Raw genomic sequence first — 21,998 nt, forward strand, 5'->3', positions numbered from 1 at the left:
CCCTTGACACGAGCGGGCCGGGTGGGTGTGCGGCGGCGCGGAGGAAATACTCCGCACGAATGATCCCACCGGCGTCCGATGTTCCCTAAGCTGGTGCAGTGATCTTCAAATCAGTTGGCGATAAGCGCCCGTACCCGGACCACGGCTACGTCACGCCCAAGGACTGGGCCGCCGTACCGCCGCAGCAGGTTCGGCTCGACGAGTTGGTGACCACCAAGAGCACCTTGGACCTTGCGGCGCTGTTGGCGGAGGATTCGACCTTCTTCGGTGACTTGTTCCCGCATGTCGTCCAGTGGCGTGGAAGCAAGTACCTGGAGGACGGTTTGCACCGGGCGGTGCGCACGGCGCTGCACCAGCGTTCGATCCTGCACGCCAGGGTCTTGGTGCTCGAGGGCTGACGGGGTGGCCGGCAGGGGGACAGATGGCGCCAACGAATGGCGTGGGCACCGGATCGTCACCGAAGATGAGCTGATCCGTGCCCAGCACCGGCTTTCCGATGAGCCGGCCTACCGCCGGGTCCGGCTGCGCCATGGGATCATTCTGGGTCTGCTGGCGGCCATCCTGGTGGGCGCCCTGCTCGGGGCCTACCTGGTCAAGACCGGGCAGTGGGTGCTTCCGGATTTGGCGCCGAAGCCTGCAGCTGTGGCACCCACCGCGGTTCCACCCTGTCCGGTACGGAAGTTCGATGCGCTCGAGCCGCGGCAGGTCAGGGTCAACGTGCTTAACTCGGCTGGCACTCCCGGGCTGGCCGGTGCGACGGCGACGTTGTTGAAGGAACGTGAATTCAGGATCGGGAAGACCGGGAACCTGACGTTGGATGATCCCGATGTCGTCGCGGTGATCCTCTCCGGCCCCGAGGGATACGCCCAGGCGCTGAGCGTTCAGCGGCAGTTCAAGGGCGCCGTCTTCATGCCGGATCCACGCAACACCGGAAGCACCGTCGATCTGGTGCTGGGCACCCGGTACAAGCAGATGATCGACCCGGCGCACGTGCAGGCCGGACCCGGAAGGTTGTCTTGTCAGCTCCCGAAGGGTTCGGCGACGCCGAAACCCTCCGGGACGAAGGCGGCTCCTTCCGGGAAGTAGGACGCTAGTTGCAGCCCTCGGGCCCGCACGCGGCGCCGTCGGCGGAGGCCGGTGCCATCATCTGCAGCGTGGTGCCGCCGATTTCCTCCCAGACCTGGGTCATGGCCTGTTCGAAGACCTCTACCGGTTGCGCGCCGGAAATCCCGTACTTGCCCTCCAATACGAAGAAGGGGACGCCGCTGATGCCCATCGCACGGGCCTGCTCGATGTCGGCCCGCACGGCGTCGGCGTACTGGTCCGAGGAGAGGACGGCCTCGACCTCGTCGCCAGGCAGCCCGGCTGCCACTCCGATCTCCGTCAGCGTTGCCGCGTCCCCGGTGTTGAGGCCCTTCACGAAGTGGGCGGCCAGCAGTGCCTCCTTGACCTGCTCGCCCTTGCCGTGGGCCTTGGCAAGATGCAGCAGGCGGTGTGCGTTGAAGGAGTTGGCAACCTTCAGGCCGTCGAAGTCGTAGCGGAGGCCCACCGCCGCGGCCTGCTCGGTGACATGTCCGAGCATCTGCTGGAGCTGCGCCGGGTCCATGCCCTTGGCCTTGGTGAGGTAGTCCAGTTCGGAGCCCGCATAGTTCTCCGGCAGGGTCGGGTCCAGCTGGTAGCTGTGCCAGGTCACATCGACCTTTTCGGCGAATGGCAGCGCGTTGAGCGCCGTTTCAAAGCGGCGCTTGCCGATGTAGCACCAGGGGCAGGCAATGTCGGACCAGATATCGATGTTCAGGCGTGTTTCACTCATGAAACGTTCAACAGGCCACCCGGGACGGGTATTCCCGACCGGGGGATAGGATGCAGGTGGCCGCCGTGGCCTTCCGCCCCGGTGTGGCGTGAGAAGCGATGGGGAGGCTGATCGGATGGCTGCATCTCTGGGCTGGCGCGGTATCGGCTATGCCGGCGGGTTGACCGGAATTGCCGGATTCGTCGACGGTGTGGCGTTCATTCACCTGGGCGGATACTTCGTTTCCTTCATGAGCGGAAACTCGACCCGCGCTGCCGCTGATCTGGCCCAGGGATGGATTCCGGAGTGGCTGCTCGCCGTCGAGCTGGTGGGCTCGTTCGTGCTGGGAGTCATGGTCGGCACCGTTGCCGGCCGGGTGCGGGATACACGGCGCCGGACCGTGGTCCTGTCCACCTCCAGCGCATTGCTGTTACTGTCGGCGCTCAGTTCACTGCCGCCGGGCGGCGGCACCGTGACGGCGCCGCTGATGGCTGCGGCGATGGGGGCCATGAACGTCACCTACACCCGGGGTGGGGAGGTTGCGGTGGGGTTGACCTACATGACAGGAACCCTCGTGAAGATGGGTCAGCACCTGACGACGGCACTGAGCGGTGGATCGCGCACGATGTGGATCCCGTATGCAGTACTTTGGTCGATGATCACGCTGGGGGCTCTCGCCGGCGCCTTGACGTACCGCTGGATCGGGCTGGACAGCCTGTGGGTGGCCTGCGCGGCGTTGGCCGGATGGACGGCGCTGGCAGCCTGCCGGGACCGCCGGGTGCGCCGCGCCTAGCCGGCGGGCCCAGGCCCCCGGTTAAGCAGTGGCCGTGGATGGCCCTGGACGGCGGTTCAACCGGCCATGGGCCAGGTAGTACACGCCGATCGCCAGTACGGTTAGACCTGAGAGCCCGGCGAACATTCCCGTATATCCCAAATATGGAATAAACAGCCCCAGGACTACCGGACCCAGCCCGATGCCGACGTCCAGCATCAGGAAATACGTGGAGGTCGCCACGCCCATCCGGGCGGGAGGGACTACCGAAATGGCGATGGCCTGCGCGCAGGGCATCAACGCACCGAAACCGAGACCTGCGAAGGCTCCGGCGCCCATGATGCTCAGGCTGCTGGGCTCCAGGGCCAGCGCCGCCATGCCTAGTGCGAACACCATCAAGAGTGGATACATCACCGCGTTGTCTCCGTATTTGTCCTGGATGCGGCCGGCAAACAGGCGCGAGACAAGAACCGTGAACGCATAGACCAGGAAGAACCAGCTGGCCGCCTCGGCCATCGATTCCTGAACCATGAATGGTGCCAGGAAGGACACAATGCCCGAATAGGCGACGCCGGTGACCAAGATGACCAGTGAGATTGGCAGTGCCGTGTGGTCAATGAGGGATCCGAGTGAGAAGCGGGAGCGGCTCCGCTTAGCGGGATGCCCTCCCGCCGTCCGCGGTGCTGCCTCGGGCAGCTTCAGGAAAACGGCGATCGCCAGGGCAATCGCCGAGGAAGCGGTGCAGAACAGGAAAACGGCGGTGAAGTTGCCGCTCGAGGCGAAAAGTACCGCCAGATAGGGCCCGGCGGCCGTGGACAGCGTGGTGGACAAGCCGAAGTAGCCGGTGCCTTCACTGCGCCTCGACGGGGGGATCAACGCCTGGATCGCGGTGGACAGGGCAGTGTTGCCGGCACCAAAAGCCATGCCGTGCACGAAGCGCAGGAGCAGCAGTAGACCGAGCGAACCGGTGGGTATATACAGCACCGAGCCGAGCACGAAGAAGGCCAGCGCGAAGACGAGCAGCCTTTTGCGCCCAAGCGAATCCATCAGCTTCCCGGCAAAGAGCCGCGCTGCCACCGAACCAATGATGAACATGCTCGAAGCCAGCCCTGCAGTGCTGTCCGAGGCCCGAAACCGTTCCACCGCATACAGGGCCATGGAGGTGATCAGCAGGTAGAAAACCATCGAGATGAAGAGGTTGGCGACGGACGCAAGAATGAAATTGCCGGTCCATAGCTTCGTCGGTGGGTGGATCTCCCCGGTCACGTGCTGCCCCTCGTATGCGTTTGTCGGGCTGTGAGACGCATACCGGAGGCCTCCGGGCGCATTCATCCATTATGTTCCACCTGTGGGTTACGGGAGGATCAAGACGGCCAACTGTGGGTACCCTCACGCGTGGCCGCTTTCACACGCGGCTGCCACGCCCACCAGCTGATCCGGAGGGACGGTGCTCTCCGATTGATGACGGGAACGCACCAGATTGATCAAATCTGGGCTTCGGGACAACCCCAACCGACTACTTCGCACAGGATCTAGGAATGAAAACAAGGTTTTTCCAAGGCCCCGAATAGACACTGTGTGCATCCATGAAGCTGATTCTCTTGGGGAGGACATCATGTCTAGGAATGCGAAAGATCTCAAACGTCATAATCGTTCAGTGCGGGGTAAACGGGGGCATCCGAGTGTGCCCCGAAAAATCCTGGCCGGGCTGCTCTCAGTGGTTCTGGGCGGTGGACTACTTCCGCTTGTCGGGGCACCATTTGCAGGCGCCGCACCAGTCGGCCAGGGCCTGACACTCAACGCCGGCGACATGAGGTTCATCCTCAAACAGATCAAGATCGCGGAAAACCACGCCATGAAGGAAGACTCGCAAGGAAACCCGGTAGCGGGCCAACCCCTGCTGGGCTCCGGTCCGAATCAAATTGCCAGCCCTCTGCTGCCCTATGGTCTGCGGACAGTGGACGGAACGGACAACAACCTCATCGTGGGGCAAGGCCATTTCGGTGCGGGAAGCCTACCCTTCCCGCGTTCAGCTCCGGCTGAGTGGCGCACCGACCAGGACGGCAAGTCCTATCAATCAGTGAATACATCGCTCCGGGACGCCGAACCACGATTCATTAGTAACGTCATTGTGGACCAGACGCCGAGCAATCCGGCCGCTATCGCCGCAGCAGGCAAGGCCCATCGTACGGTGAACGATGCCGCCACTGCGGTCCCCTGCACTGCCCCCGACACGCCAGCAAATTGCGTGAAGGCGGGTGAAACGCTGGACATCCCGAATGTCACAACGGACTTCGGCCTATCCCCGCCGTACAACGGCATGTTCGCCCTGTTTGGTCAGTTCTTCGACCACGGTGTCGATTTCACGAAGAAGACCAACAACCTCGTCATGATCCCGTTGGCCCCAGATGATCCGCTGGTGCTTGACGGCTCAGCCGGACAGGCTCCCTTCATGGTCCTGAACCGGGCAGAGAACCAGCCCGGTCCGGACGGGATCTTGGGTACCGAAGACGATGTCCAGGAAGCAACCAACACCGATTCACCTTGGGTCGACCAGAGTCAGACTTACGGTTCGCATTCCTCCCAGCAGGTTTTCCTGCGGGAGTACATGCTCAATGCTGCAGGCAAGCCTGTATCAACTGGTGATCTCATCGAGGGCGAGACCGGCGGAATGGCAACCTGGGCGAATATCAAGACCCAGGCGGCACAGAAGCTCGGGCTCGATATTTCCGATTCGGATATCGGAAACATTCCAATGCTGGCCACTGACCAATATGGACGTTTTCTGCGGGGACCCAACGGACTACCTCAGTATGTCGGCCAGGACCGGACCTTGACCGAAGGTAATCTGTCGGATCCGGTTGCTCCTCCTGCCAACGTTCAGCGCATTGGCTTGGCCTTCTTGGACGACATCGCACACAACGCCAATCCATTTGATGGCCGGACCGGCGCTGCCTTGACCCCAGACTCCGACAACACGGCATCTACGCCTTCATCGAACCAACCATCGGGAACCTACGACGATGAGATGCTTGATACCCATTTCATTGCAGGTGACGGACGTGTCAACGAGAACATCGGACTGACTGCGATCCACCAGGTCTTCCACTCGGAACACAACCGGCTTAGCGGCTACATGCAGGATCTGCTGACTTCCCTGAACCTCGACTTGAATGAATGGAAGCTGGATTCAGGGGATTGGAATGGTGAACGGCTCTTCCAGGCGGCACGCTTTGTGACGGAGATGGAGTACCAGCACATAGTCTTCGAAGATTTTGCCCGCAAGATCCAGCCGGGCATCAATCCCTTCAATGTCTTTACTCAGTCAGATACCGGCATCAACCCAGCCATCCAGGCCGAGTTCGCGCATGCCACCTACCGTTTCGGACACTCGATGCTGACCGATACGGTGGATCGGAAGACCAACGCGGGGGTCGACATCGGCGTTCCATTGCTGGATGCCTTCCTGAATCCTGCATCCTATTACGCCAGTGCAGCGGGGACGCTGACACCCGAAGCCGCCGCGGGTTCCATAGCGATGGGCATGACCGACCAGGTCGGTTCTGAGCTGGACGAGTTTGTCACCGACACCCTACGCAATAACGTGCTGGGACTGCCCCTCGATCTGGCCACGCTTAATATTGCCCGGGGACGCGACACCGGGGTTCCTTCGCTGAACAACTTCCGCAAGGAATTGTTCAAGACCAGTGGTGAATCCTCGCTCAAGCCCTATAGCAGCTGGGTGGACTTCGGGCAAAGCATGAAGCACCCGGATTCGGTGGTCAACTTCATGGCCGCCTACGGCATGCATGACACCATCCGGAACGCTACTTCGATTGACGCAAAGCGTGCTGCCGCGCAGCTTCTTTTCGACATGAATCCGGCCAACACGGCAACCCCAGTGGACTCCTACGACTTCGCCAATAGCGTCGGAGACTGGGCAACTGCCGGCGGAAAGTCAAAGACCGGCGTTGACGGAATCGACCTGTGGGTCGGTGGGCTCGCTGAATCCCAGAATCTGTTCGGCGGGCTCCTGGGCTCCACGTTCAACTACATTTTCGAACGCCAGATGACCGATCTGCAGGATGGGGACCGGTTGTACTACCTCTCGCGGACTTCGGGATTGAACCTGCGGGTACAGCTCGAGGGGAACTCCTTTGCAGAGTTGATCATGCGCAATACCGATGCCGTCGCGCTGAAGGCGGATGTATTCTCGGTTGCCGACTGCGAATTCGAGATGGCCAATATTGTGCAGACCACGGGAAACAACGTTGCCGACGACCCGGCCTCGGCCTGTGATGAATCCGCTCTGCTGATGCGCATGGCCGATGGCACGATTCGATACCGGATGACCAATACCGTTGACCGACCGGGCCTCAATGCCCAGTCCACCTACAACGGCGTGGCCGGACGCGACAGGATCTGGGGAGGCATCGATAACGACACTATTTGGGGCAACGATGGCGATGACATCATCGAGGGCAACGACGGTGCCGATACCATTCTGGGTGGTGAAGGCAACGACATCATCACAGACTCTCATGGAGACGACGTGATCAAGGGCGGTCCCGGAAACGACGCCATCGATGCAGGTCCCGGACTGGACATCATCATGTCCGGAGATGGAGACGATTTCTCCAACGGCGGTTTGAACGGGAACGAGACCTTCGCCGGAGAAGGCAACGACCTGGTGATCGCAGGCGACGGCCCGGACACGGTATTCGGAGGAGGAGGTGACGACTGGGTAGAAGGCGGAAACTCCAACGATCTGTTGCAAGGTGACAGTGGCGCTCCGTTCTTCGACGATATCAACAACCCCGGCCACGACGTCCTGATCGGTGACAGTGGCGAGGACGACTACGATGCCGAGGGCGGGGACGACATCATGGTCGCCGGTCCGGGCATCGAGCGCAACCACGGTGTCTACGGCTTTGACTGGGTCACGCATGCACGTTCCACCGAGCGAGGCGACTCGGACATGCGCATGGTCATCGTTGAGGGCCCCAACGCACTCAAAGACCGGTTCCTCCTGGTGGAAGCACTCTCCGGCTGGGATAAGGACGACATCCTGCGCGGCGACGACGCTGTTCCCTCTGACCCGGACACCGAAGTAGGCGTACCCGGGGCAAGCAACGTTCTCGATGCCGCGGGCATTGCCCGGATCAACGGTCTGAGTGATCTCCTGCCTCCGGGCACGACGAGCTTCGGCGCGGGAAACATCATCATTGGTGGATCCGGCAGTGACCAGATCTGGGGCAACGGAGCCGATGACATCATCGACGGTGATAAATGGCTAAACGTCAGGCTCAGCGTTCGTACGGACGTCAACGACCCGGCAACTGAAACCCGGACTGCAACCACCCTCAAGGATCTGCAAGCGGACATCATGGCCGGAATCATCGACCCGGGCAATGTCGCCATCGTCAGGGAAATCCTTTCATCCCCGGCGGCCACCGACATCGACACCGCCCATTTCTCCGGGGCCAGGTCCGAATACACCATCACTACGACCGGTGGGGTCACCATCGTTGCCCACCAAGACGGCAACGGCATTGATGGCACCGACCGTTTGACAAACATTGAACGGCTGCAGTTCAGTGACACCGTCGTCGACCTCACCGGTACGGTCGTTGAACCGGTTGATGCAGAGGCGCCGACCGTTACCGGACGGACGCCCGCGGTGAACGCCACGAACGTTCCGCTTGCCGAGAATGTCACGGTGACGTTTAGTGAACCGGTCACCGGGGTCAACGGGACTTCGGTCCGGCTGACCGCGCCCTCGGGAGCTACCGTGGCAGCGGTCGTGAGTTACGACGCCGCTACCCGAACGGCGACGCTGAACCCGAATGCCAACCTGGCGGCCAACACCCGTTATACGGTGGGGTTGACCAACGGGATCATGGATGGCACCGGGAACCTGTTGGTGGCCACGACGTGGAGTTTCACCACTGAGGCGGTCGTTGAACCGGTTGATGCAGAGGCGCCGACCGTTACCGGACGGACGCCCGCGGTGAACGCCACGAACGTTCCGCTTGCCGAGAATGTCACGGTGACGTTCAGTGAACCGGTCACCGGGGTCAACGGGACTTCGGTCCGGCTGACCGCACCCTCGGGAGCCACCGTGGCAGCGGTCGTGAGTTACAACTCCGCTACCCGAACGGCGACGCTGAACCCGAATGCCAACCTGGCGGCCAACACCCGTTATACGGTGCGGTTGACCAACGGGATCATGGATGGCACCGGGAACCGGTTGGCGGCCACGACGTGGAGTTTCACCACCGACGCGATGCCGACCATTACCGGGCGGTCACCCGCGGCGAACGCCACCGGCACCCTGCGGGGGGCTAATGTCACGGTGACGTTCAGTGAACCGGTCACCGGGGTCAACGGGACTTCGGTCCGGCTGACCGCACCCTCGGGAGCCACCGTGGCAGCGGTCGTGAGTTACAACTCCGCTACCCGAACGGCGACGCTGAACCCGAATGCCAACCTGGCGGCCAACACCCGTTATACGGTGCGGTTGACCAACGGGATCATGGATGGCACCGGGAACCGGTTGGCGGCCACGACGTGGAGTTTCACCACCGACGCGATGCCGACCATTACCGGGCGGTCACCCGCGGCGAACGCCACCGGCACCCTGCGGGGGGCTAATGTCACGGTGACGTTCAGTGAACCGGTCACCGGGGTCAACGGGACTTCGGTCCGGCTGACCGCACCCTCGGGAGCCACCGTGGCAGCGGTCGTGAGTTACAACTCCGCTACCCGAACGGCGACGCTGAACCCGAATGCCAACCTGGCGGCCAACACCCGTTATACGGTGCGGTTGACCAACGGGATCATGGATGGCACCGGGAACCGGTTGGCGGCCACGACGTGGAGTTTCACCACCGACGCGATGCCGACCATTACCGGGCGGTCACCCGCGGCGAACGCCACCGGCACCCTGCGGGGGGCTAATGTCACGGTGACGTTCAGTGAACCGGTCACCGGGGTCAACGGGACTTCGGTCCGGCTGACCGCACCCTCGGGAGCCACCGTGGCAGCGGTCGTGAGTTACAACTCCGCTACCCGAACGGCGACGCTGAACCCGAATGCCAACCTGGCGGCCAACACCCGTTATACGGTGCGGTTGACCAACGGGATCATGGATGGCACCGGGAACCGGTTGGCGGCCACGACATGGACGTTTAGGACGGGAGCCCGCTAGCCGTTCATCGAATGGCAGTGGCCAGGTTGCACATAATGCGACCTGGCCACTGCCATGATTTCTCCGCTCTGTTTGGCCATGGTCTGTGATTCGACCTCCGGCCAAGCATCCTCAGGGGGAAGTAAACGAGGCGCCGATCGGCGGATTTCACGTTGCTGAACGGGATCAAAATCTGGAATCAACTCATATCGGTGTTCGTTATGATCTCTGGCTGCGGAACCGAACGGGAGAGGGGGAGGAAGGTGCGGCCTGCTCCTCCCTGCGGGCCACCTATTTGAAGTCGCTTGCGGTCCCTGTCAGCCACGCGGGGATCGTCGGTACAGATATCTTTGAGTGACCGGGGTATCATCGGCGGGCGCCTGCGCCTCCATCTCCGGATTCCCAGAAGGATCCGTCCAAGTGGCGCGATGACTGAGATGGCGATCGGACTACGATCTTTACGAGAACCAGTCATTTCAATGAAAACCATGGTTGGGCGGTTCTAGTCCCCGACGCCGGATGGGGAAACTGGCAGGGTAGCAGTCAATGTAGTTCCCTGTCCGATTCTGGAACTGATGTCAAGGGATCCTCCAGTATCCGAAATTGAGTCGCGCATGATGGTCATCCCCAAATGTCCTGCTGGGGTTCCGGCCTCCGGATTGAATCCCACGCCATCGTCCTGAATCCTCAGGAAATGGAATTCCTCATTCGATCTTAAGGTGATTCGGACGAGGTCAGCCTGGGAATGTTTAAGGATGTTTGTCATTGCTTCTCTGGCAAAACGGTAAAGGAGTGCAGCTTGCACCGAATCTACCGGGGTGTCCTGCAACTCCATTCGTACATCGATCGATTTCGCGACCAGGGGTCCTCCCAGGAGCATCAGGGCCTTATTGAGTCCCAATTCCTTGAGATCTGAGGGATACAGCGAACTGGTCATCTCCCGCAGCCTGGTGACATTATCTTGGAGCAGTGTCCTGGCTTCTTTAAACACGGGGCGTTGCGCAGGCGGCCCGTGTTTTTCCTGGGACTCGAGCGCATATGCCAGGCCGGAAAGCCCCTGGATCACATCATCATGGAGGTGCTGAGCAATCCGCTTGCGTTCGATATTGGATGCGTCCAGCGACCGTTGGATTAATGATTGCTGGGCCAGTCGATGGCCTTGGATCCTGCGTGCAAGCCGAACTGCTGGAATCAATTGGGCTAGTTGGAGGGTCAACAAGGCTAGGATGACTGGCGGCAGAATGCTGAGCAGGATGCCGGCATGATGCCGACTGACCAGATCGGCATCGTAATATGCTTCCACGATCAGTGGTCGGCCGTCCGAAGCGGAGACGCCGACTAGGACGCCAACTAGATCGCCTGCATCGTTGTGATTCTCGTGTACGGCTTCGCTCTCGGCCGGAACTTCCATCGTGTTGTTGCTGCCGCGCAGCAGCTTGTGAGTGGGAACAGTAGACGTCGATAACTCACCAACATGGGAACTGACATTGGAATACACGACCCGACCCGAGTCGTCCCAGACCAAGATTTCCTCCACCGCGCCATGATCCAGCCAACCTTCCAAGCGGTCGTTGAGGCGCTCCAGTGAACCGCGATCTCCGGCCCTCAAATCTTCCGTAATCATCGGAGCAATTGCGAAATCAGCTAACCGTTGAGTCACGTTGTAGGCACTGTCTACGGTGTATTTCTCCGATACCGCACGAATCCAGAGCGTCGCGGGCGTCGCGACGACAATGACGGAAATCAAACCCATCAAGAGGAATCGTCGAATCGCGGCACGCACTTCGGAGTCGCTGTCTACCATCGTCGACGGCCTGCTGGTCGGCTGTCGGCGGCTCTCCGGGCTAGGCATTGTCTGCGGGCCCAAAAACACCAAGTTTCGTGGCAGCGGCTACAGCTTCCAGCTGTGAGTGCGACCCCAGCTTGGCCAAAATGGACTTTACATGTCCACGACAGGTATTCACTGAAATTCCTAGTCGTCTTGAGTTGGCCCTGACATCGTGTCCCTCGGCCATGAGGCTCAAGATTTCCAGTTCACGGGGCGTGAGACTCAGGCCGGTGGCATTTAGTGATTCCGGCTGTGCGTACTGGGCAATCAAAGCCGGGGGAACTATCATTCCACCGGGACGCGCATAACGCAGGGCGTCGAGCACGACGGCCAGCGAGCCTCCTTTGGCAAGGAACGCGGAGGCGCCGAACGAAGCTGCTTGTACTAATCCCTGAGGTGTTGGGTGACCAGTCAAGATGATGATCCTCGCGTGTGGCGCGTCGGCGAGTATCTTTGTGGCTGCTGAAATTCCGCTGCCGTCGGGGAGCTGGTGATCCATGATGACCACATCCGGATCAAGGATCAGGCACTGCTCGATGCCCGACGCTATGGTGCCGGCGGAACCCAGACTCAACAAGTCGGGCTCGCGATCCAGCGCGCCCGACAACAACTCGGCAAACGTGGCATGGTCGTCAATGATGAATACGCGTGTCTTGATGCAAGTATTTTGTGCAAGACTCGACATGCTTCTGCGCCCCCCATTGCCGCCCCTGATGGGAAGTATTGCATGGGTGACACCTATTTGACAGAGGCCGACCTTGCGCAGTGGAAGCAACGAGATGGATGAGACATCAACTCTGGGACCATTCCCTGTGCCGACATGGCTCGATTCCAGAATCAAGCGGTGGCGAGGGCCCACCTCAGGAAGGCATCCACTGCCTTGACTGCTTCATGCACCGACTCGTGAAGTCGGGGCGTGAAAAGCTGCGGTTCGGCAGTAGAAGGTTTTGCCGTTGCTGTCCGAAGCTCTTCATCCACCAACATCAGTGCCGAAAACACGTTGGATAATTCCCCGCCACACCATGAAGTCTTTTGCAGAAGCCTGGCATGTGCACCAATCAGAGCCGGATTAGGAGAGCACCCTAATTCTCGCCGGAATACCTGGCGACAACGTTCGTAGGCTTGCAATGCCTCCGCAGTTCGACCGGCACGTTCGAGCTCCATGACCAAGATGGTCCAGGCCCGCTCGCTGAGCCGGTCACCGGATAAGGCTTCAGTGGCCCAAGCGACTGACTCTTCTGGGCGTGAAAGTCTTGAAGCGGTTTCTGCCGCTAGTATCCGGGACTGGATCATTAGTGTCTCGTGGCTTAGCCGCTCACGTTCAGCCCATTCGGGTAGCGGTCCCTCGCCAAACAAAGGCTCGGTGGCGAGCTCAATGGCAGCGCACAGTAATGGGTAGGCTTTCTCGTCGGTTTCGGCCCGGTCGGCTGCTGCTCGTGCAGAGGCGAACGCGGTCAAATCAAGGTCGACCTGACTCCTGTCGAGCAGATAGCCGCCGGAAGTTGTCAGGATGGGACCGGACTTCGAGCGGCCAGGCTGTATGTGGCGCCGCAAGACACAGACGTAGCTTTCAAGGGTGTTGAGGGCTCCCGACGGAGGATGTCCGGCCCAAAGGCATTCGATGAGCGACTCCTTTGAAACGGGACTTCCCAAATGCAAAAGCAGGATTTCCAAGACCTGGCGGGTTCGCGCACCTCCAAGTTGCTGAGGGTCAAGGCAAATGTCGCCGCGTCTGATCCGCAGCGTCCCAAAGATTCTGACAGATAATACTTCGCTACGACACGGATTCAATTCCGATTTTGGCTTGCTCGCAATCAACGGTGTTCTCCCCCCAAGGTCAGGCTTCCATCCTCTGCCGAGGACGTAAAGCAGGTAAGCCCCGGTTAGGGGGGGGCTGGAACCCCTAATTGGGGGGGGTAGGACACTCTGAGCAAGGCTTCTTGAAATGTGAGCAGGCGTTAAATAACGGAGGATCCCCGAGCAGCTCTGCCAGTGGGGATCCTCCGTGGTGTGTGGGCGAGCGGCCGGGGCGGTGCTCCGGCCTCTCGACGGCGCGGCCGATCAGGCGATGGCCGGCTGTTTCGACTCGTGCAGGAAGCGGTTATAGGCCTGGACGGTGAGGAACGTCGGGAAGTCCTCGCGCAGGGCGCAGTTCTCGAAGATCTCGCGGGCATCCTCGAAGCGGTCGCCCTCGAACCGGTCCATCTTCTCGAATTCCTCCTCGGTGAGCTCCTCCATCCAGGCGCGGGTCACCAGTTCGCCCTCGTCGGTGACAGCCGCCTGCTGGATCCACTGCCAGATCTGCGAGCGGGAAATCTCGGCGGTTGCCGCGTCCTCCATCAGGTTGTGGATGGCGACGGCGCCGTTCCCGCGCAGCCAGGCCTCCATGTAGCGGATGCCGACCTCGATGTTGTTCCGGATCCCGCCCTCGGTGATCAGGCCCTTGGTGCCCGCGATGTTCAGCAGGCCCGCATCGTCGGGGACGACGTCCTCGCGCTGGCGATCAACCTGGTTCGGGCGGGAACCGAGCACGGCGTCGAAGACCTCCCGGGCCACCGGAACCAGATCCGGGTGGGCAACCCAAGAACCGTCGAAGCCGTCGTTGGCTTCGCGGGTCTTGTCGGCGCGGACCTTCTCGAAGGCCACCGCATTGACCGCCTCGTCCTTGCGGTTGGGGATGAAGGCCGCCATGCCGCCGATGGCCATCGCCCCGCGACGGTGGCAGGCACGAACCAGCTGCTCGGTGTAGGAGCGCATGAACGGTGCCGTCATCGTGACCATCGAACGGTCTGGAAGCACGAAGCGCGGGCCGCGGGAGCGGAAGTTCTTGATGATCGAGAAGATGTAGTCCCAGCGGCCGGCGTTCAGGCCCGCCGCATGGTCGCGCAGCTCATAGAGGATCTCCTCCATCTCGAAGGATGCGGTGATGGTCTCGATCAGCACGGTGGCACGGATGGTTCCCTGCTCGATGCCCAGCAGGTCCTGGGCCAGGACGAACACGTCGTTCCACAGGCGTGCCTCCAGGTGGTTCTCGATCTTCGGCAGGTAGAAGTATGGGCCACGGCCCTGTGCGATCAGGCGCTGGGCGTTGTGGTAGAAATACAGCCCGAAGTCGACCAGCGCACCGGAGACCGGTTTCCCGGCAACCAACAGGTTCTTCTCCGGCAGGTGCCAGCCACGCGGACGGACCACGATGGTGGGCAGGTCGGTGAGCCGCTCGCCGGTGAGCTTGTAGTCCCTGCCTTCCGGTGAGGTGAAGTCGATGGTGCGATCCAGCACGGCGCGCAGGTTCAGCTGCCCGTTGATGACGTTGGCCCAGCTCGGCGTGGAGGAGTCCTCGAGATCAGCCAGCCAGACCTTCGCGCCGGAATTCAGCGCATTGATGGTCATCTTGCGGTCTGTCGGACCGGTGATCTCGGTGCGGCGGTCTTCCAGGCCCGGGGCGACCGGGGCGACCCGCCAGCTGGTGTCCTCGCGGATGTGCGCCGTGGACTTCAGGAATTTCGGGTCCTGGCCGTTGGCGATGCGGGCCCGGTTCACTTGGCGGGTCTGCATCAGCTCGGCTCGGCGGGAGTCGAAGGCCCGGTGCAGTTGGGCGAGGAAGTCCAGTGCCTGGGGGGTGAGGACCTCTTCCTGCCGGCGGACCGGCGAAGCGATGAGGGTGATGCCGTTCAGGGTGATGGGATCGTTCATGGCGGTGGCTCCTTAGCGGGAAAAGTGCGGGGCGGCTGATGTGCGGGATTGATGGGCGGGCGACTTCGACGGGCGGGCGGTGCAGCCCGGCCCGGCCCGCCGGGGTCCTCTGCCCGGAAGGTTCGGCCTTGCGGGCGGAGGGTGGCTTGCGGCGTCCCGCTTCGGACGCCGCGCAGCCAGGGGGTTTAGTGGAACTGGCCGGCCTCGGTGGAGCCCGCCAGTGCCAGGGTGGACGCGTTCGGGTTCAGAATGCTGGCGATGTCATCGAAGTAGCCGGTGCCCACTTCACGCTGGTGCTTTGTTGCGGTGTAGCCACGGGATTCGGAGGCGAATTCTGCTTCCTGCAGCTCGACGTAGGCGCTCATCCCCTCACGGGCGTAACCGTGGGCAAGGTCGAACATCGAGTGGTTCAGCGAATGGAAGCCAGCCAGGGTGATGAACTGGAAGGTGAAGCCCATGGCGCCGAGCTCGCGCTGGAATTTGGCGATGGTGGCATCGTCCAGGTGTTTCTTCCAGTTGAACGACGGGGAGCAGTTGTAGGACAGCATCTGGTCCGGGAAGTCGGCCTTGACCGCTTCGGCGAACGTGCGTGCCAGCTTCAGGTCCGGGGTGCCGGTCTCCATCCAGATGAGGTCGGAGTACGGCGCGTAGGCCTTGGCGCGGGCGATGCAGGGCTCGATGCCGTTGCGGACCTTGTAGAAGCCCTCGGCCGTACGCTCGCCGGTGACGAATTCCTTATCGCGGTCATCGACGTCGGAGGTGATCAGGGTGGCCGCCTCGGCGTCGGTGCGGGCAATGACGACCGAAGGGGTGTTGGAGACGTCGGCAGCCAGGCGGGCCGCGTTCAACGTGCGGACGTGCTGCTGGGTCGGGATCAGGACCTTGCCGCCGAGATGGCCGCACTTCTTTTCCGAGGCGAGCTGGTCTTCCCAGTGCACTCCCGAAGCGCCGGAGCTGATCATCGACTTCATCAGTTCGTAGGCGTTCAGCGGGCCGCCGAAGCCGGCCTCGGCGTCGGCGACGATCGGGACCATCCAGTCTTCGACGGTTTCGATGCCCTCGGAGAACTCGATCTGGTCGGCTCGCATCAGCGCGTTGTTGATGCGGCGAACGACCTGCGGGACCGAGTTGGCCGGGTAGAGCGACTGGTCCGGGTAGGTGTGGCCGGAGAGGTTTGCGTCGGCGGCGACCTGCCAGCCGGAGAGGTAGACGGCGCGCAGGCCGGCCTTGACCTGCTGGACGGCCTGGTTGCCGGTCAGTGCACCCAGTGCGTTGGTATAGCCACCGGTCTTGGACTCCTCGGTGAGCTGCTTCCAGAGCTTTTCCGAGCCGCGCTTGGCGAGGGTGTTTTCCTCCTGGACCCGGCCTTGGAGCTTCACGACGTCCGTGCCCGAGTAGTCACGGGTGACACCGTTCCAGCGGGGGTTGGTGGCCCAGTCGTTTTCCAGTGCCGCGGCTCGTTCTGTGGGGTTCTGGTGCTCGGTCATCGTGCTCTCCTTCGGGTCTGCCGGTGCCGGCTCCGGGCTCGACTACTGCGTCGATTGCGGTGGGTTGTTCCGGCGTTCTTTCCTGTAAGCACTACTTTTCAGCACCTGCCAAGGACTTTCTAGCCCCTGTTGCTGGAAAGATTTGCGTTTCTTCGCGTATTCTCAAAAAGTGACGACTCCCACTTGGAATAGACCAGCAAAGCACCCGAGCGGCTCTTCTGCCCCGGAAACCGATGACGAACTGGACGTTATTTCGCTCGGACGCCGGATCAGGCACCTGCGCAAGGCCAAGGGCATGACCCTGGATGGCCTCGGCGCAGCGGTGAAGACGGCGCCAAGCCAGCTCTCGCTCATCGAAAACGGAAAACGCGAACCGAAACTGAGTTTGCTCAAGATCCTGGCCTCGACCTTCGGCGTCGGGCTGGACGAACTTCTGGGGGCCGAACCGCCGAGCAAGCGGGCGGCGCTGGAGATCGAACTGGAGCGCGCCCAGCGCGGGCCGCTCTACAAATCGCTGGGCCTGCCCAAGGTCAGGGTCACCTCGCGGTTGCCCATGGACGTGCTCGAATCGCTGGTCGGGCTGCAGGGGGAACTGGAACGCCGGCTCGATGAACAGGCCGCCACCCCGGAAGAGGCGCGCCGGGCCAACTCCGAACTGCGCGGTGAAATGCGCGAGAGCAACAACTATTACCGGGACATCGAGGCCGAGGCACAGAAGATGCTCGATGCCGTCGGGCACAGCGCAGGCCCGTTGTCCCACCATGTGGCGGCGGACATCGCCGAGCACCTGGGATTCTCGCTGCGCTTCGTCGGGGATCTGCCGCACTCCACCCGCTCGGTCACCGACCTGAAGAACCGGAGGATATTCCTGACCCAGGGCGGGAAATCGGACCACGACCCGCGCTCGGTGCTGCTCCAGGCCGTCGGGCACTACGTACTGGGCCATCGGACGCCGGAGGACTACTCCGACTTCCTGCGCCAGCGTGTCTACACGAACTACTTCGCCGCCGCCCTGCAGATGCCGGAAAAGGCCACAGTGGACTTCCTGGCGCGGGCGAAGTCCCGCAAGGAGCTCGCCATCGAGGACGTGCGCGACGCGTTCGCCGTGTCCTACGAGTCGGCGGCACACCGCTTCACCAACCTGGCCACCGAACACCTGGGCATCACCACGCATTTCCAGAAGGTGCACGAGTCCGGGATCATCCACAAGGCCTATGAGAACGACGGAGTCAATTTCCCCGCCGATCACACGGGGGCCATCGAGGGGCAGGCGGTGTGCCGGTACTGGACCAGCCGTGAGGTGTTCGATGTGGCGGACAAGTTCCGCGCCTACGAGCAATACACCGACACCGTCGCCGGGACTTATTGGTGCACGGCGCGGACCGAGAAGCACTCATCGGGCACCTATTCGCTGAGCATCGGGGTGCCGTTCGAGCATGTGAAGTGGTTCCGTGGCCGGGACACCACCGAGCGTTCGGCGTCCCGGTGCCCGGACGATACCTGCTGCCGGCGCCCCCCGGCGGATCTGTCGGCCCTCTGGGCGGGGCAGGCCTGGCCGGCGGCGCGAGCCAACTCGCATCTGCTCGCCGCGATGCCTTCCGGGGCGTTCCCCGGCGTGGACGAGACGGAGGTCTACCGCTTCCTGCAGGCCCACGCCGAATAGCGGCGGCCCCGGGCTCGGAGGGTCCCGTTGTGGTCGTTCAGGGACGTCGGCCTGACTGGCTCGAGGCTGGGTTCAGTCCATGTTCAATTCGACCAGCCCGTACTGCGTAGCCCGAATGAGGGTCTGTACGCGATCTCGGACGTCGAATTTGGCCATGATGCGGCCGAGGTGGGCCTTCACCGTTGCCTCGGTGATCTGCAGTTCCTTGGCGATTTCGGAGTTGTTGCGCCCCTTGGCCAGCGACTTGACGACATCGAGCTCGCGTTGGGACAACGGGACAGGCGGCTGGGGGGAATTGCCGTGGCCCAGGGCGCCGGTGCTGTTTCGGATCGTCTCGACCAGGTCCCGGGAGACCGATTGGGAGAGAGCGGCGTTGCCTTCGTGGACGGACCCGATGGCCGCTAGCAGTTCGGCGGGTTCGGCGTCCTTGACCAGATATCCGGCGGCTCCGGCACGAAGCGCGGGAACCAGGAATTCCTCCGAGGAGAAGGAGGTAATGGCCAGGACCCCGATCGTCGGATATTTCGCCGTGATGATTGCCGTGGCTTCGACGCCGTTCATGCGCGGCATCTGCATGTCCATCAGGATGATGTCGGGGGTCTCATGCCGGCAGAACTCGATTGCCTCGAGGCCGTTCGCCGCTTCGCCGATCCATTCGGTGGCCGGTGAGGTGTCGAGCACTATGCGTAGTGCCTGACGCATGAGATGTTCGTTGTCCACAACCAATACCCGAATAGCAGTCATAAGGTGCGAGTTTACTTGGGCTTTCCGCAAAGGAGCACCTGATCTGGGTCGTCGGCGAATAATGTAGACGAAAGTCGCTAACCCTAGGTAGCGCCCGACTGAGATAGTAAAGACATGAACCGTACTTCGCGCCTTGTCGCTACGCTCGCCGTTTCTGCTGCCCTCTTCATCCCCCTGGCCGCCCCAGCCAACGCCGCTGGACCAGTGCTGAAAAACCAGTTGGTCTCGGGCCCGATCTCGGCCGGCGGCGGAACCGGCGGACAGGTCAGCACCTACGGCGTATCGGATGCCGTGAACGACTGGATCTGCCGCAACCTCGGGGCATTGTGCCGCTGATAGGCCGCCATATTTCGTAGTTACGCGGTAGTCACCGATGATGGGGAGGTGACTACCGCTCAACGGCGTCCCCGTGCATGGGGAGCTCCCACCCTTCGCCACTGGGCCCTGATCGCTAGTAGTGCGATCACCCTGGTTTTTTTGGCAACCGATATTGCCACCTTTTTCAGCGAGCCGGACCCGGACCTGATAAGTCGACGGCTCGGAGGGATGTTTGCCGGCATCGGGTGCCTGGTGGCATTGAGCTTGATGTGGTTCCGTCCCCTTTACTCCGTCCTTGCCCTGGTTGTTGCCATGGCGCTGAGCGTGATGGCGGGAGAATATATCCTGACGCTTTTCGTCGTGCCGCTCATCCTTGTCTTGATAACCCTTGCGGAGGGCCGGAAGCTCTCGGTGCCCCTCTTGGCTGCGACGGGAGCATGGTGCCTGTCCATCGTGCTGGTGCGCCCCTATGACCTTGGGCTGCTGGTTCTGCTCGCGCCACTTCTGGCTATCGCTTATATATTCTCAAGGACGGCGAAGCGGGTGCTGGGCGAACGGGAACGGGACCGGGAGCGAATTGCCGCCGCCCGTCTGCGTCAGCGCGAGGCGGTCGAGGCCGAGCGCAAGGCGATTGCCAGGGACCTGCACGACATCGTCGCGCACGACATCACGATCATTGCGATGCAGGCGAGGGCTGCCGGCTTCTCCGGGAACGCGGACGTTGGCCAGGAAGCACTGAAAGTCATCGGTGATACTGCCAAGGAAGCCCTGCAGGATCTGCGGGTCATGCTCAATGTGCTGCGTACCGATGGTCCCGTGACGCGGACCGGTGAAGCCCTGGATGAATCGGCTGCCAATGCGGCGAGCAGCTTGGAAATCCTGATTGGCATCGAGCACTTCGCCAACCGGCTGACCGAGCTGGGCTACCGCGTGCGGACGGAGGCCGATCCGTCCATGGCAGGACTCTCGCAGAGCGCGCAGACCGCCCTGTATAGGGTGCTGCAGGAATCCACCACGAACATCGTCAAACATGCGGGGACTGGGGCCCTCTGCCGCATCGAAGCGACGGTCATCGACGGGCGGGCCCATCTGGAGGTGGCCAACTCGCTGACCCTGATGGGTGGATCGATGCTTGATACCCCGGGGCACCTCAGCTCGGGAATCGTGGGAATGGTCGACCGCATGGGTACGTTCGGCGGGACACTGTCGGCCGGGAAGGTGGATCGGGAATGGCTGGTGCGAGCCGCCCTGCCGATGCCGGCCTTGGCCTCCGGAAACCTTAGATCCACAAAAAAAGCCGAAAAAGACACAAAAGTGTAGACAAAGGTCCAATGTGCGGGGGATTGCTGGCTGGATAAACTTGAATCACGCCGGGAACATACCCGGCAGGGAAAGTTAGGTTGCACCGCTTCGGCGACTGCGTCGTATTTCCCATCCAGCTCAACACGTCAGATGGAACGCTGCTAGGCGATCGAATCCCCCAAGGTCGATCGCCGGGTGCTCGACCGGGACCCCCAAGACCTGTCGGGCAAGGCAATATAAGAGACAAGGGCTCCCCCGCCCCGAAAGTGCTCATTGCCTTGGCGTTCCATCGGACGTGTTGGTTCTGTTTAACGACCGCTTCAGCTGCCGGACCGGGTGGTCCACTGCCGTAGTTTCAGCAGTCGGACGGCGAAGCGGCATCCGCCCAGCTGCGCATCCCGCGAACGATTTCCTCCCCGGCCCGTACGCCGCGTCCCGTGGTGACGGTCAGTTTCCCATGGGTGAATCCGGTGCTTTCGAGCTCCCCATGGGCGGGGCGCAATGCGCGGTCGGCCGCCAACAGCATGCCCTGATCCAATAGCGAGTCACCCGCCGCCAACGTGGGACCGCCTCCCAAACGCAAAGCGACCTCTGCCAACGCGTCGTGCTTGGTGATCCCGTGGGGGACGCAATAGAGCTTACGGCCCTGCAACGACACGGCCCAGCCCCTCTCGTGGCACCAGTCGGTGAGCCCGTCCAGCACCTCCGCCGTGATCGCAGTGCGGTCTACCACGGCGTAGAGGAATCGCTTCTCCGCATCTCGCAGGCGCAGCATCCAGACGGCGAATTCCTCCCGGCGCAACTCGCGGGCAATCTCTTCCAACGGTGCCGCCGAGCAGGCGAGGATGGCATCGATCCGCGCCGTCCAGTCCCCGTCCACGACGCCATCGCGCAGGATGGTGCCACCGTTGCCGGTGATGGCATAGCGGGGGAGCGGGCCCGGGATCAGCATGCGCCGGTACTGCGCCGAGGTGCGGGTGGTCACCGGCACGAAATGGTGGGTCGCGGCGAGGTCGCCGAGCAGTTCGTGGGCGGCGACCGTGATGTAGGCGATGGGGCGGCCCTCGTGGATTTCCGCGACGCGCAGCGCGGGTGCGTCCGCGTCTTCCCCGTCGAGGTAGAGGGCGTTGAGCGAGAAGAACAGGGTGCGATCCAGGTCGCTGAAGACGATTGGGCGTCCCGCCGTGAGTGGTGGCCGGGTGGCGTCCAT

The 21,998-nt window shown here is 62.2% G+C and carries 16 protein-coding genes; 7 read left to right on the forward strand and 9 right to left on the reverse strand.

Annotated elements, in window-relative coordinates; genetic code table 11:
* The first annotated feature begins 98 nt into the window (after window positions 1–98).
* Window positions 99–398, forward strand: coding sequence for a type II toxin-antitoxin system VapB family antitoxin (locus E9229_RS06780; protein ID WP_183510501.1), 300 nt, complete (start codon window positions 99–101; stop codon window positions 396–398).
* Between the two features lie 4 nt (window positions 399–402).
* Window positions 403–1,086 carry a LytR C-terminal domain-containing protein gene (locus E9229_RS06785; protein WP_183510502.1) on the forward strand — a complete coding sequence of 228 codons (684 nt, stop codon included), beginning with the start codon at window positions 403–405 and terminating at the stop codon, window positions 1,084–1,086.
* A 4-nt stretch (window positions 1,087–1,090) separates the two neighbouring features.
* Here the strand turns inward: E9229_RS06785 and E9229_RS06790 are convergent, their stop codons facing one another.
* Window positions 1,091–1,813: a DsbA family oxidoreductase gene (locus E9229_RS06790; protein ID WP_183510503.1), complete on the reverse strand. Its 723-nt coding sequence runs from the start codon at window positions 1,811–1,813 to the stop codon at window positions 1,091–1,093.
* Between the two features lie 115 nt (window positions 1,814–1,928).
* Between E9229_RS06790 and E9229_RS06795 the strand changes: the two genes are divergently transcribed.
* Window positions 1,929–2,585, forward strand: a complete 657-nt coding sequence (locus E9229_RS06795; protein WP_183510504.1) for a YoaK family protein — start codon at window positions 1,929–1,931, stop codon at window positions 2,583–2,585.
* A gap of 21 nt (window positions 2,586–2,606) precedes the next feature.
* Here E9229_RS06795 and E9229_RS06800 read toward each other — a convergent pair whose 3' ends face one another.
* Window positions 2,607–3,830, reverse strand: a complete 1,224-nt coding sequence (locus E9229_RS06800) for an MFS transporter (RefSeq protein WP_312855617.1) — start codon at window positions 3,828–3,830, stop codon at window positions 2,607–2,609.
* A 418-nt stretch (window positions 3,831–4,248) separates the two neighbouring features.
* On the opposite strand from E9229_RS06800, the gene E9229_RS06805 reads away from it, so the two are divergent.
* Entirely contained in the window at window positions 4,249–9,774 is a 5,526-nt protein-coding gene (locus E9229_RS06805; protein ID WP_312855618.1) for an Ig-like domain-containing protein, read from the forward strand.
* A 481-nt stretch (window positions 9,775–10,255) separates the two neighbouring features.
* On the opposite strand, the gene E9229_RS06810 is transcribed toward E9229_RS06805, so the two are convergent.
* The 5 genes from E9229_RS06810 to aceA all read right to left on the reverse strand — a co-directional run bounded on the left by E9229_RS06810 (window position 10,256) and on the right by aceA (window position 16,761).
* Window positions 10,256–11,557, reverse strand: coding sequence for a sensor histidine kinase (locus tag E9229_RS06810; RefSeq protein WP_183510507.1), 1,302 nt, complete (start codon window positions 11,555–11,557; stop codon window positions 10,256–10,258).
* Between the two features lie 40 nt (window positions 11,558–11,597).
* Window positions 11,598–12,266 carry a response regulator transcription factor gene (locus tag E9229_RS06815; RefSeq protein WP_183510508.1) on the reverse strand — a complete coding sequence of 223 codons (669 nt, stop codon included), beginning with the start codon at window positions 12,264–12,266 and terminating at the stop codon, window positions 11,598–11,600.
* 152 nt (window positions 12,267–12,418) lie between these two features.
* Window positions 12,419–13,399 carry an AfsR/SARP family transcriptional regulator gene (locus E9229_RS06820; protein WP_183510509.1) on the reverse strand — a complete coding sequence of 327 codons (981 nt, stop codon included), beginning with the start codon at window positions 13,397–13,399 and terminating at the stop codon, window positions 12,419–12,421.
* A 243-nt stretch (window positions 13,400–13,642) separates the two neighbouring features.
* The gene (aceB, locus tag E9229_RS06825; RefSeq protein ID WP_183510510.1) at window positions 13,643–15,274 is read right to left on the reverse strand and encodes a malate synthase A; all 1,632 of its coding nucleotides are present in this window, start codon (window positions 15,272–15,274) and stop codon (window positions 13,643–13,645) included.
* A gap of 185 nt (window positions 15,275–15,459) precedes the next feature.
* Complete coding sequence (aceA, locus tag E9229_RS06830; RefSeq protein WP_183510511.1) at window positions 15,460–16,761, reverse strand: isocitrate lyase; 1,302 nt, start codon at window positions 16,759–16,761, stop codon at window positions 15,460–15,462.
* Window positions 16,762–16,903: 142 nt separating this feature from the next.
* Between aceA and E9229_RS06835 the strand changes: the two genes are divergently transcribed.
* The gene (locus tag E9229_RS06835) at window positions 16,904–18,424 is read left to right on the forward strand and encodes a helix-turn-helix transcriptional regulator (protein ID WP_183510512.1); all 1,521 of its coding nucleotides are present in this window, start codon (window positions 16,904–16,906) and stop codon (window positions 18,422–18,424) included.
* 72 nt (window positions 18,425–18,496) lie between these two features.
* Here the strand turns inward: E9229_RS06835 and E9229_RS06840 are convergent, their stop codons facing one another.
* Window positions 18,497–19,168 (reverse strand): response regulator, encoded by a 672-nt coding sequence (locus E9229_RS06840; RefSeq protein ID WP_183510513.1) that lies wholly within the window; start codon window positions 19,166–19,168, stop codon window positions 18,497–18,499.
* A gap of 114 nt (window positions 19,169–19,282) precedes the next feature.
* On the opposite strand from E9229_RS06840, the gene E9229_RS06845 reads away from it, so the two are divergent.
* The gene (locus tag E9229_RS06845) at window positions 19,283–19,504 is read left to right on the forward strand and encodes a hypothetical protein (protein WP_183510514.1); all 222 of its coding nucleotides are present in this window, start codon (window positions 19,283–19,285) and stop codon (window positions 19,502–19,504) included.
* Window positions 19,505–19,552: 48 nt separating this feature from the next.
* Window positions 19,553–20,806 (forward strand): sensor histidine kinase, encoded by a 1,254-nt coding sequence (locus tag E9229_RS06850; protein ID WP_183510515.1) that lies wholly within the window; start codon window positions 19,553–19,555, stop codon window positions 20,804–20,806.
* 337 nt (window positions 20,807–21,143) lie between these two features.
* Here the strand turns inward: E9229_RS06850 and E9229_RS06855 are convergent, their stop codons facing one another.
* Window positions 21,144–21,998: an HAD family hydrolase gene (locus E9229_RS06855; protein WP_183510516.1), complete on the reverse strand. Its 855-nt coding sequence runs from the start codon at window positions 21,996–21,998 to the stop codon at window positions 21,144–21,146.

This window comes from Paeniglutamicibacter cryotolerans (genome assembly GCF_014190875.1).
Classification (GTDB): Bacteria; Actinomycetota; Actinomycetes; order Actinomycetales; family Micrococcaceae; genus Paeniglutamicibacter; species Paeniglutamicibacter cryotolerans.